Below are 12337 nucleotides of genomic sequence, written 5' to 3' on the forward strand. Positions count from 1 at the left end.
ATTAAGCGGTAATCCGCCGATTTTCCAAAGCTATTCAACCGTCACCGATTTCGCCAAATTGCGTGGTTGATCGACGTCTGTGCCCTTAACAACTGCGACATGATACGCCAGCAATTGTACCGGAATTGCATAGACTAAGGGCGCAATCAGAGGGTGAACCACTGGCATTTCGATCGTGGCTAAACATCCCTCGCCCGCTTGCTTAATCCCGGCCGCATCAGAGATCAAAACGACCTTTCCGCCGCGCGCCCGAACTTCCTCCATATTGGAGACAGTTTTTTCGAACAACGGTCCAGACGGTGCAATCACTACTACGGGCACATCATCATCGATAAGCGCAATAGGCCCATGCTTCATCTCGCCAGATGCATATCCTTCGGCATGGATATAACTGATTTCTTTGAGTTTTAATGCACCTTCGAGGGCCAATGGGTAGTCCTGCCCGCGCCCCAGATAAAGGACATCGCGGGTCTGGGAGAACAATGGCGCCATGGCGGCAATATCGTCGTCGTGATTGAGCGCTTCATTGAGCGCTGCTGGTGCTTCTAGCAGATGGGTGACAACCTCGCGTTCTTCTTCGCGCGTCAGGCGTCCCTTTTTGACTGCCATGTGGGCAGCTAGCGCGGCAAGAACCGCGAGCTGGCAGGTGAAAGCTTTGGTCGAGGCAACGCCGATCTCAGGCCCGGCGTGGGTCGGCAAAAGAAGGTCAGCTTCGCGCGCCATGGAGCTGGTGGGCACATTGACCACCACCGCGATTATCTGACCATTTTCCTTGCAATGGCGCAGCGCTGCGAGCGTGTCGGCGGTTTCACCGCTTTGCGAAATAAAGAGTGCGAGCCCCCCTTCTTCAAGTACGGGGTCGCGGTAGCGGAACTCGCTAGCCACATCGATATCAACGGGCACACGGGCGAATTTCTCGAACCAGTATTTGGCGACGAGGCCTGCGTAGTACGACGTGCCGCACGCAACGATGGTCAGGCGGCGAATGGCGGACAAGTCAAAGTCAAATTGGGGAAGCGCAACCGAAACATCTTCCCGGCGCAGATAAGAGGAAAGCGTTTGCGCAACCACGGTGGGTTGTTCAAAAATCTCTTTTTGCATGAAGTGGCGGTAATTGCCCTTCTCAACCGCAGCGGCAGAGGCACCGGACGCTTGAATTTTACGCTCAACCGGCTCATTTTTCGCGTCAAATATCTGCGCACCTTCCTTGGTGATGACAACCCAATCGCCTTCTTCAAGATAGGAAATACGCTGGGTCAAAGGCGCCAATGCAAGCGCATCAGAGCCCAAATACATCTCATCTTCACCGTGCCCAAGCACGAGCGGGGAGCCAAGCCGCGCTCCAATCAGGAGATCAGGGTGCCGGCGAAAGGCAATCGCAAGCGAGAATGCACCGCGCAGCTTGGGCAGGACTTCGGCGACCGCTTCTTGCGGTGTAGCGCCCTTTTCAATGCGCGAGGATATCAAATGCGCGACGACTTCGGTATCGGTCTCGCTCGCATAGGTGCGGTTTTCGTTCTTCAGCTCTTCGCGAAGCGCCTTGTAATTCTCGATGATCCCGTTGTGAACCAGAGCCAGTTCTTCGGTCGCATGAGGGTGCGCATTGGCGGCTGTCGGAGCGCCGTGCGTGGCCCAGCGAGTGTGTGCTATCCCGGTTGTCCCTTCGGCAGGATCGTTCTCCAAAACGCCGACAAGATTGAGCAACTTACCCTCTGCGCGCCGCCGCACCAACTCGCCTTCATGCAGCGTGCAGATGCCTGCGCTGTCATAGCCGCGATATTCCATGCGTCTCAGGCCATCGACCAAACGGTCTGACACAGGTGAAGAGCTCACGATCCCGATAATGCCGCACATAGACTGATCAATTCCTTTGGGTTTTGCGCATGGCCGTTCGCCAATCTGAAGGCGCCCCCCTTAATTACAAAGCTTGAACAAGACTTGAAGGGCAAGCGCGCTTTGAAGCCCAGATTTTTACCTCACCGCGCCAACTCTGCCTCTGCACTTACTTATCATGGTTTACGATTGCTTAAACACCCCCCGCTAGCACGGCTGCAACACGAGACGCGCGTGCGCTTTTTTAGGCGCGTCTTTTAGGGGCAAGAATAGAAACATGAAGCTCATTATCCAGATACCCTGCCTCAACGAGGCCGAAGTGCTGCCTGAAACGCTGGCAAAATTGCCGCGCAGCATACCGGGTGTGGACACAATCGAATATTGCATCATCGACGATGGCAGCAGCGATGACACAAGCGGCGTCGCAAAACGCTGGGGCGTGCAGCATATCGTGCGCCACCGCCGTAACAAGGGCCTAGCCGAGGCGTTTCGCAGCGGGATCGACAAATGTTTGAGCGAAGGCGCAGACATCATCGTCAACACCGATGCCGATGGACAATATGAAGGGGCAGACATCGCAAAAATCGTCGCGCCCGTTGTCACTGGTGAAGCCGACATTTGCATTGGTGATCGCTCGGTTGGCAACAACGCGCACTTTGGGGCGGGCAAACGTCTGCTGCAACGCCTTGGGTCCTATGTCGTGCGCACTTTGTCTGCCACCGACATAACCGATGCGGTCAGCGGGTTTCGCGCGATCAGCCGCGATGCAGCGCAGCGCATCAATATTACCACAGATTTCAGCTACACAACCGACATGCTGATCCAGGCAGGCCGCAAGAAGCTTGCCATCACCAGCGTGCCCATCCGCACCCACGCCGCCACGCGCCCTTCGCGATTGTTCAAATCCATCCCGAAGTTCATCCAACAAACCGGCGTGACGATCCTGCGGGCTTACACCACGTTCAACTCGCTGCGCGTGTTTGTGGGACTTGGGATGTTGGCAACGCTTTTGGGCGTCTTCCCGATCGCGCGCTTCCTTTGGTTCTTCATCACAGGCGATAGTCAGGGGCACATTCAATCGCTGGTTATTGGCGGCGCGCTTTTGACAGTCGGAGTGTTGGTCACAGTGCTGGGCATCCTTGCCGATCTCATCGCCACCAACCGCAAGCTGCTTGAGGCAAATATGCTGAAATTGCGCCGGATTGAGGAAAAGCTGGACCAGCCGAAGCAATCGGCCAAACCTGCTCCTTCGGCAGACGAGGGCGACAGCGATTTCAGGCGACGCGCATGACAGCGGCGGCAATCGAACAGCCGGAGGCGCCCAGATCGCCATTTGACGGCCTGCTCTCCAAAACATCCACCCTTTGGGTCTATGCGCTGCTCGTTTTCCTCGCGGCGCTTCATCTGCATTTGGCGCTCACCCGGTCGATCAATTGGGATGAGTTCTGGCATTACGGGCTTGTTGAAACCATCGCGCGCGGCGACAGCTTTCAACCGTTACAGACACTTTTCGTGCGCCTGTTCTCATGGTGGCTGCCGCAAACGCCCGGAAATGAGATTGACCATATCATCACCGCGCGCCTGTTTATGCTGGGTTTCACCGGAATTGCGGCCTTTGCGACCTACAAGGTCGCGCGTAGAATCACAGGTCATACCGGTGCCTGCCTTGCGGTTGCGGCCTATTTGGGCGGCGGCTTCGTGCTCAACCACGCCACGTCTTTCCGTATCGATCCCATGGTCGCCGCAAGCCTGTCCAGCGCTCTTGCAATCGCCATGCACAGCCGCCTTCGAGCAGGATCACTGGTGGCTATGGGGATGCTCATCGCTTTGTCGGCAATGTTCACGATCAAGTTTGTGCTCTGGCTGCCAGCCTTTGCCGGGGTCGCGTTGTGGCGCTGGGAAGAGGAAGGTTTTGAGTGGACCTATGTCTTGCGCTGGGTTGGTGCCGGATTGGTCGCTCTCGCCGGCTTTGCAATCCTTTTTGCGCTGCATAGCTGGCCGCTGGAGAGTTCTGCGTCTGTGGCAAGCCCCACATCTTATGCGGGCGGCTCTGCTGCTAAGATGTTTGGAATTTTGCACTCGCCCTATTTGCCGATGACGAAAGAGGCGGTTCTGTTCGCCCTTCCCCTCGCAGCAGCGGTGATTGCCGCGCCTTTTCTCATCGCGAAATCGGACCTGCCTCTTGCCAAGCGAACTGCGGTTTTCGCGCTTTGGTTGCCGGTTCTCACGCCGCTCTTCTATCACAACAGCGCGCCGTATTTTTACGTCTTTATTCTCCCCCCTGTCGCGGTCGCCGCCTCGGTAAGTCTTGCCTTTGCCGCAAAGCGTTATGGCGCTGGCCCGATCTCTGGCATCATTGCGCTGTTCTCTTTGGTGGTGTGGTTTGGCGGCGAGGCTCCTGTCAAAGAAAAGCAGCATACCCTCCTCAATGCAGTCCACGCGACATTTGAAGAACCCGTCGCCTATTTCGATTGCTGCGCAATGGTTGGCTCCTTTCGTCAGATGAATGGGTTTTTGACCCCGTGGGGATTGGAAGGTTATCGCAATTCAGGCGTTCCACGCTTTAAACAAGCCATGGAACAAGGCCCGGTTCCTTTGCTGCTCGACAATGAACAGATGTTCGCGCCGCTCTTTAGCGGCGCTGCAAATGACGCATTCCACCCCAAGGATGCGCAGGCCTTGCGCTCTAATTATCGCCGTTTCTGGGGGGACATCTTCATCGCAGGGCGCAACCTTGCCCCCGGTGAAACCATTGCTTGGAATGTCCTTGTTCCCGGCACTTACACAGTTTCAGACGCAATGGTGATTGATGGTCGACAAGTCGCAGCAGGCGCGCAGGTGGAGCTTTCGCGCGGGCTGATTGAAATCCGCAACCTTTCCAGCGAGCAAGCGAACCTTACCTGGGGCCGCGATACGCGCGTGCCCGACGCTCCTCCTGTGCAGGATTACTGGGGCGGGTTTTGACGCAAAAAGCAGCCCCTCAAAGCGATGCAGGCCGCCGCGCATCAAGCCTTGAAGCTGGCGCAAGGGTGCTTTTCATTACGCGCAAGTGGGGGCCAGCGGTAGGCGGGATGGAAACCTACAGCGAACGCCTCACGCAAGAGGTCGCCAAACTTCAAACGGTCGATGTGATCGCTCTGCAGGGACGCGACAACGGCCTTCCCCCCAGCATTACATCGCTTTTGTTTTTCCCTGTCACCGTCTTCGGCAGGCTTTTTCGTGCCCAACACAAACCTCAAATCATCCATTTGGGAGATATGGCGATCTGGCCTTTGGCATTGATGGCGCTTTTCTTTTTCCCGAGTGCAAGGGTCGTCTTGTCCGCACATGGCACCGATGTATCCTATGGCGCGCGCGGCGGCATTAAGGGTGGGCTTTATAACCTGTTCCTCAAACTGGGTTCAGCCCTGCTTTCAAAAGCTCGGGTAATCGCCAATTCAAACGCGACAAAAACGCGGCTGGAACAGATCGGATGGCAATGCAATGCAGTCGTTCCCTTGGCCACGGATTTACGCTGCGAACCCAAGAGCGATTTCAACCCAAAACAGCTCCTTTTTGCAGGGCGATTGATCACACAAAAAGGGCTCAGCTGGTTTGTGCGCGACGTGCTGCCACTGCTTCCCGACGACCTTCGCTTAACCGTTGTTGGTACGGTTTGGGATGAAAGCGAAAAGGCGGCTCTTGACCACCCTCAAGTCGAATTTCTCGGACGGATGCCGCAAAGCAAGCTTACCCAAAGCTATGCGCAGGCGGCGTGTGTGATTGTTCCCAATATTGAGCGCGAAAATGGCGAATTTGAAGGCTTTGGCCTTGTCGCGTGCGAAGCGGCAAGTTCTGGCGGATTGGTTCTTGCCGCTGACACCGGTGGCCTGCGCGATGCGGTCAAAGATGGCGAAACAGGTTTTCTGATCGAAGCGGGCAATGCGCAAAAATGGGCCGCCAAAATCGCGCAGGTTCTCAGCCAAGGCGCTGAAAAACGCGCTCAATTCCTAGTCCGCTCTCAAAGCATTGCACAAAGCCATTATTCATGGGCCCGCGTAGCAGAGCAAACGGCTGAGATTTATACCTCGCGCAGCTAAGGTCAGGCGCGCTTTCTGTTCTTGAGGGATTTGAACGCAGTCCCCGGATCGCTCAAAACAGCGCCTGCCAAAGGCAGCAAAAGCCAGCGCGCGTGCCAAAGAAACGCCGACACTGCTTTTGGTGAGGACAGCCCGCCACCCCGAGACAGAATAGCATCCGCCAGAAGGCCCGCTGTCATTCGCATGACCCAGCGGCCATGCAGGCGTGCATTGGGTAAGTCATGCGCCAACATCGCATTTACCCCTGCGGCCGCCGCTTTTACAGTCTCGCCGTTTGCCTTTGTATTGTAGGCGAACATCTCGATCAGCGGATTGAGCTTCTCGACGACCTCTTGGGGCAAACGAACGCTAAGGTTTCTGTGGCCAATCTCGGCACAATTTTGTGCCTGCTCATAACGTTTGGAATGGGTGATTGCCCCGTCATGGCGGCGATACTTTACGAGAGGGTCACTCAAACGGTGGGTCGGTCCCAGCGCTGCCAACCGTCCCCAAAGGTCAAAATCCTGCGCAGTGCGAAACCGCTCGTCATAGAAAATGGGGGTTTTGCCATCCGGGCAACGCTTGAAGAAATAGGTTGGGTGCGGCGCAGGCGGGTTCCAGCCCAACAGCCACCGGATTTGCCAATCATCGAGTGGATCAACTGTGCGCCCCAATTCGCGCCCCATCGCATCAATCATGATATAGCCCGAGGTAACGCCGACACATGCCGGGTTTTTGCGCATGTATGAAAGCTGTTTTTCAAGCCTTTCGCTCATGCATACATCATCGGCGTCAATGCGCGCGACAAATTCACCCCGTGCCTCGCCAAGGCCGCGGTTCAGCGATCTGGTCAGGCCAATGTTGCCTTCATTGGTCAAAACACGAATGCGCGGATCGTCAGCTGCAGCGCACTCCAATATCTGCGGAGTGCTATCGCCGGACGCATCATCTACGATGACGAATTCGTAATCCTCAAACGTTTGGGCAGCAACGCTCGCCAACGTTTGCGCAAGGAATTGCTCGCCATTGTGCACTCCCATCAAGACGGTGATTTCGGGCATGGTTCAGGCGTTTGCGTCCACGCGGTAGAGTGCACGGTAACCTTCGTGCGTTGAGTCCACCCAAACGGTTTCACCATCGCGTGACCATCGCGGATGAAGATCGCAGCGCCATTCATCTTGATAGCGCCGGTCAGCAAGAAGACGTCCGATTTCGCGCCGTTCCCCTGCATCGGGGGAAAGCGTGAAAAGCGTCTGGTCACTGTAGAGATCAGGATAGGTATCAGTGATCCACTGCCCCGTTGCCTCACTTTTGCTGGGGTGACCGTCAACGCTCGGCGCAGCGTTCGATAGCGGGGTCAATGACTGATCGCGGCAATCAAAGACCACATAATTTGCAAAGATGCCCTCACCCGCCGTGTAAACAATCCGGTCTTCATCAAGCCACCAATAATGCGATGCCCGGCCGTTGAGCGGCACACGGATGAGGCCAGAGCCGTCGCAATTGCCGATCATTGCATCAACGGTCCAATTGTGGACAGCGCCCGCTTCGGGAAGACGTTTATAGAGCACCGTAAAGCGCGTGGCCTTGGGGCTCAACAATGCTGCGTTGAGGTAATGATATTCGCGTTGCGTCGCGCCGGGCACAGCCTTTGCAAATTCAGGCATGGGATAGACAAGCTCGCCCTTCCCCGTGGCCAAATCGACCAAGGTGACGCCGTCGCCATCTGGCAAATTATCGTCTGCAAACGGGTCTTCAAGTCGCGGATAGCCATAGCCGGGGCGGCAATGGGCCAGCCTGCCAAAATTGAGCGACAGGCCGATCCCAGCTTCTTCGCGCGCGTCAAACAATGGCCAGTCGCATTGCGCTCGCACGCCGCTTTCATCGGCCACAGCGTGAACGGCCTTTCCATCAACAATCGTATTAAACGCCAATGCGCGCGGGCCTGCACTGTCCCACCAACGTAGCCGCGCTCCCATTTGCCAGCACCACAATTGGGTCTGGGCAAGTTCGTGCCATTCGCCTGTCTCTATCTCGAACCAGCCAAGCCGCGCGCTCTCCTTACCGGTCAAGGCTGAGCGGGCAGCAACGCTGGCATGCGCCAACACGGCCATGCCATCTGCCGATACGGGTTGAATTTCGTAATAGCCTGCAAAGGTTTCGCGGCCCGGCACCCGGTATTCGCGCGCGACGGGAGCATCGGGGTTTTTGCCTTGAGCCCGGCGCACCGCGCGCAATACCGGAGGCAGAACCTGCGTTTTTAGCCCCCGGCGCACCGGTCGGGGCACCATCATGGCAATCGAGGAGAGCATCGCTTTGGACATTGTTCAGACATTAACCATGCAGTTACTAAGATTTCTTAATCAAAGGCACGAGTTTTGCAGCGCTGCCTGTGAGCGCAATTGAGAAAGCATGAAATGGCCATCACCAACGAATCCCCCGATTCCCTTTACGGCAGCGATTTTCACGCTGACCGCGATGCGCGCACGCGTGCAACAGCGAGGTCAGTGCTCGCGAAGGTAAAAGAGTGGATCGACCCTCAAAGCGCGGCGGATGTGGGTTGCGGTGTTGGCACCTGGCTCGCCGCTGCGCGCGAAGTGGGGATAGCCGACGTTCAGGGTTTCGAGGGACCTTGGGCAAAAACCGCGAACCTTGTGCTTGCCGATAATGAAGTGAGTTTCCAAAATCTCGAAGAAACGGTTTCAATGGATCGCCGATATGATCTGGTGATCTCGCTCGAAGTGGCTGAGCATTTGGCTCCCACTCGCGCTCGCGATTTTGTCGCTGACTTGTGCGAACTTGGTGATTGCGTGCTCTTCTCCGCTGCCATTCCGATGCAGGGCGGGACGGGCCACGTAAACGAACAATGGCAAAGCTATTGGGCGGACCATTTTGCAGCCCACGGCTATGTCGCATTTGATCCGGTGCGCCCCTTGATCTGGAAAGACAGCTCCATCGCGTTTTGGTATCGTCAAAACATGCTCCTTTATGTGCGCGAAGGTTCTGCGGCCGAAGCGAAGATGAAAACCGCTGGTTTTGCACCCGCTGCGATGCTCGATCTGGTCCACCCCGATCAATATCTTCACGCAGAAGCAGCACAACCAGCGCGGGCGCTTTCACGCAAAGTCAAACAGGTATTTGGCCGGAGTTAATCGCGCTTCATCTGCCTACGGCAAAGTTGCGGCCTTACGAGCCTTTCCAGCTGTCACGCTCCACCCGTAAATTGCCCACACAGCCTCAAACGCAAGATGCGCAAACACGGTTGCGACTAGGCCGAGCGGCGAAATCAGCGCGAAAAGTACGCCGAAAAACGCAATGTTTCCCAGCAAAATCATAGTGGTGAACTGCTTGGCGATATCAAGCGCCAGCATCATCGGGGGCAGCGCCGCCCCTGCCAGGTAGAGAACTTTTGCCAGCATCAGGCCAATGACGATCCAGTAAGCAGGTTCAAACTCTGGCCCGAATGCCGTGGTAAGCACAAATGGTGTCAGGACGAGCATAGTCGCGGTGCCGATAAGGCCAAGCGCTGCGACCCCGAGGCTGGATTTTAGCGCAAAGCCAAAGGCCCGCCCCGTTTCTCCCACCGCTACAAATCTCGCAATCGGAACGCTTGATGCCCGGTGTAGAGGAGCGCCAAACTGACCGATAAGCGCAGCAAGGTTCTTAGCCGCTTTTAGCAATGCCGCAGCCGCCTCCCCCAAAAGTGCACCGACAACAAGAACATCGCCTTCCTGACTGAAAATGCGCAAGCCGTATGTGAAATTGGTCTGCCACATCATTTGCCAGAAATTGCGCGAGCCCTGGATCGCTTCGTTGGCATTCGCGCCCTTCAATTGCGCAAGGCCTTCGCGCCTCAATGTGAGCATCGACCAAATCAAAAAGGCAATGTTTGCGAGAGCTTCCGCGCAGAGCCAGACTATAAGGAGCGTCTGCGCCGTCCCACTTGTTACCCAGACAATCAGCGAAGCGAAAAGGATCGTCGAAGATGCAGTGACAGGGCGCAAACTGATCGCACCAAACCGGTCAAAGCATCTCAATCCTGCCTCGATAGCGCCAAAGGTCCGCGTCAAAATGACAAGGCAATAAGCGGCCGCAAACCAAAGCCAGTCCTCACCAAACCCGAACAATTGATCAGCGAGGGGCAGGCAAAGAAGCGCGACCAGCGTTGCAAAAACCGCTGTACCAAAATCGACAAAGAGCCCCGCCTTGAACAGGCCCCTCAGCCTGTCGGGACCAGCCTTTTCCTGAGCGTCAGCCATAAAATTGGTGAGGACATTGACGGATTGGAAATTTAGCAATCCATCCACAACACGGACATAGGCCTGTATCAGGATGATAACGCCCAGCGCGGCAAGCTCTAGCGCCTGCGCTGCGATAGCAAAGATAGCGAGTTGTAACAGGCCATTAGCGGCATTCCCGCTGACCAGTTTACCCCAAGCACCCAGCAGTTTTTGCATTTACACCGTCCGTCCATGCCCTGCGATTTTTCAGCAGGTTTCACCAAACCCCAAGCGACCTGAGCCGTGTTTACGTCCCACTACCCCAAGCTTAAGAGAAAGACACGCAGTGCGGCATAGCTCATCCCATAATCTTGTCGATGCCAACCCATCATCGCCTACCTTTTTTTCCGGGCAAACTTTCAAACTTATGAAACACTTTTCAATGAGTTCGGCGCAATCAATGTGATTGTACCGGGTGTGATCGGCATTTGGCTTGTCCCCACTATTCAGCTCCGGATTTTCGCGAAAAATTAAGGTTTCCAAATTATTCACCACAAATCGAGAGACGCTCTTCGTGATAATTCGCGATAGAGTTAAGTGGTTTCAGTTTGAGCCTTGGGGGCTAAGTTAATGAGCGCATTTGGCAAAAAAGGTGGCGCAGGCGGCATGAGACCGGGCGCAAAACCTGCCTTTGGCGTGGCACGGCCGATGAAGGGTGGCAACTCTTCATCAGACGAGGAAAAGGGCGGCGAGCAATTCCCACCCCTACCAAGTGGTGGTGGAAGCTCCGAGCCTGCGAAATCGAGCGCACCCCCACCCCCCAAAGCTTCCAAAAGCGGGTCGACCGCTGATGCGATGGACCGCCTGACCGAGCGTATGAATGCAACGCACGCCTCAGAATCAGAGACTGGCGGCTTTGAGGCAAGCGTCCACAAGATTAAAGAGCAGGTGCTCCCGCGCCTTCTCGAGCGCGTTGACCCGGAAGCCGCGGCCACTCTCACCAAAGAAGAGCTGTCCGAAGAATTTCGCCCGATCATTTTGGAAGTGCTGGCCGAATTGAAGGTCACGCTGAACCGGCGCGAGCAATTTGCTCTCGAGAAGGTTCTGATCGATGAGCTTTTGGGCTTTGGTCCACTCGAAGAGCTTCTAACCGACCCAGACGTGACCGATATTATGGTCAACGGCCCGGACCAGACCTACATCGAGAAAAAGGGCAAGCTTACCATCGCGCCTATCCGGTTCCGCGATGAGCAACACCTTTTCCAGATCGCACAGCGCATCGTGAACCAGGTCGGCCGCCGCGTCGACCAGACGACGCCGCTTGCCGATGCCCGTTTGAAAGACGGCTCTCGTGTGAACGTCATCGTTCCGCCGCTGTCCCTTCGTGGCACCGCGATCTCCATTCGTAAATTCTCCGAAAAGCCGATCACCTTGGACATGCTCAAGGAATTTGGTTCGATGTCGGAGAAGATGTGTACCGCCCTAAAAATTGCAGGCGCGTGCCGGTTTAACGTCGTGATTTCAGGGGGTACGGGTTCTGGTAAAACGACCATGCTCAACGCCCTTTCAAAGATGATTGATCCGGGCGAGCGCGTTCTGACGATTGAGGACGCGGCCGAACTTCGCTTGCAACAGCCGCACTGGCTGCCACTTGAAACACGTCCTCCAAACCTTGAGGGGCAAGGCGCAATTACCATTGGTGACCTTGTGAAAAACGCCCTGCGTATGCGTCCCGACCGCATTATCCTTGGTGAGATTCGCGGGGCAGAATGTTTCGACCTTCTCGCTGCCATGAACACCGGCCACGATGGCTCCATGTGTACGCTTCACGCTAACTCCCCGCGCGAGTGTTTGGGCCGTATGGAAAACATGATCCTGATGGGCGACATCAAGATTCCAAAAGAAGCGATTTCACGCCAGATCGCAGAGTCTGTGGACCTGATCGTTCAGGTGAAACGTCTGCGCGACGGTTCGCGTCGTACCACCGACATCACCGAGGTGATCGGGATGGAAGGCGATGTGATCGTGACGCAGAACCTGTTCAAGTTCGAGTATCTCGACGAGAGCGAAGACGGCAAGATCATGGGCGAATTCCGCTCATCGGGTCTGCGTCCCTACACGCTGGAAAAAGCGCGTCAGTTTGGCTTTGATCAGGCTTATCTTGAGGCTTGCTTGTAAGTTTGTGATCTCCTGCGAAAGCAGGAGTCCAACTTCAATGCCCCGAGA

The 12337-nt window shown here is 55.9% G+C and carries 9 protein-coding genes; 5 read left to right on the forward strand and 4 right to left on the reverse strand.

Annotated features, from left to right (window positions below; genetic code table 11):
* Positions 1–30 precede the first annotated feature (30 nt).
* Complete coding sequence (glmS, locus tag EH31_RS06820) at positions 31–1854, reverse strand: glutamine--fructose-6-phosphate transaminase (isomerizing) (RefSeq protein ID WP_034959330.1); 1824 nt, start codon at positions 1852–1854, stop codon at positions 31–33.
* A 256-nt stretch (positions 1855–2110) separates the two neighbouring features.
* Between glmS and EH31_RS06825 the strand changes: the two genes are divergently transcribed.
* The 3 genes from EH31_RS06825 to EH31_RS06835 are packed head-to-tail and all read left to right on the forward strand — an operon-like array spanning position 2111 to position 5912.
* Complete coding sequence (locus EH31_RS06825; RefSeq protein WP_034959331.1) at positions 2111–3124, forward strand: glycosyltransferase family 2 protein; 1014 nt, start codon at positions 2111–2113, stop codon at positions 3122–3124.
* The gene (locus tag EH31_RS06830) at positions 3121–4797 is read left to right on the forward strand and encodes a hypothetical protein (protein ID WP_034959332.1); all 1677 of its coding nucleotides are present in this window, start codon (positions 3121–3123) and stop codon (positions 4795–4797) included. The genes EH31_RS06825 and EH31_RS06830 overlap by 4 nt, the downstream gene beginning before the upstream one ends.
* The gene (locus tag EH31_RS06835) at positions 4794–5912 is read left to right on the forward strand and encodes a glycosyltransferase family 4 protein (protein WP_034959334.1); all 1119 of its coding nucleotides are present in this window, start codon (positions 4794–4796) and stop codon (positions 5910–5912) included. Before EH31_RS06830 ends, EH31_RS06835 begins: the two co-directional genes overlap by 4 nt.
* A 2-nt stretch (positions 5913–5914) precedes the next feature.
* On the opposite strand, the gene EH31_RS16835 is transcribed toward EH31_RS06835, so the two are convergent.
* Both EH31_RS16835 and EH31_RS06845 read right to left on the reverse strand, forming a co-directional pair.
* Complete coding sequence (locus EH31_RS16835; RefSeq protein ID WP_051699038.1) at positions 5915–6952, reverse strand: glycosyltransferase family 2 protein; 1038 nt, start codon at positions 6950–6952, stop codon at positions 5915–5917.
* 3 nt (positions 6953–6955) lie between these two features.
* The gene (locus EH31_RS06845) at positions 6956–8215 is read right to left on the reverse strand and encodes a hypothetical protein (protein ID WP_034959335.1); all 1260 of its coding nucleotides are present in this window, start codon (positions 8213–8215) and stop codon (positions 6956–6958) included.
* Between the two features lie 93 nt (positions 8216–8308).
* Between EH31_RS06845 and EH31_RS06850 the strand changes: the two genes are divergently transcribed.
* Complete coding sequence (locus EH31_RS06850) at positions 8309–9043, forward strand: methyltransferase domain-containing protein (RefSeq protein ID WP_034959336.1); 735 nt, start codon at positions 8309–8311, stop codon at positions 9041–9043.
* Between the two features lie 15 nt (positions 9044–9058).
* Here EH31_RS06850 and EH31_RS06855 read toward each other — a convergent pair whose 3' ends face one another.
* The gene (locus tag EH31_RS06855) at positions 9059–10348 is read right to left on the reverse strand and encodes a lipopolysaccharide biosynthesis protein (RefSeq protein WP_034959338.1); all 1290 of its coding nucleotides are present in this window, start codon (positions 10346–10348) and stop codon (positions 9059–9061) included.
* Between the two features lie 393 nt (positions 10349–10741).
* On the opposite strand from EH31_RS06855, the gene EH31_RS06860 reads away from it, so the two are divergent.
* Positions 10742–12289 carry a TadA family conjugal transfer-associated ATPase gene (locus tag EH31_RS06860; protein ID WP_034959339.1) on the forward strand — a complete coding sequence of 516 codons (1548 nt, stop codon included), beginning with the start codon at positions 10742–10744 and terminating at the stop codon, positions 12287–12289.
* Positions 12290–12337 lie beyond the last annotated feature (48 nt).

The sequence above is a fragment of the Erythrobacter longus genome (assembly GCF_000715015.1).
Lineage (GTDB): Bacteria > Pseudomonadota > Alphaproteobacteria > Sphingomonadales > Sphingomonadaceae > Erythrobacter > Erythrobacter longus.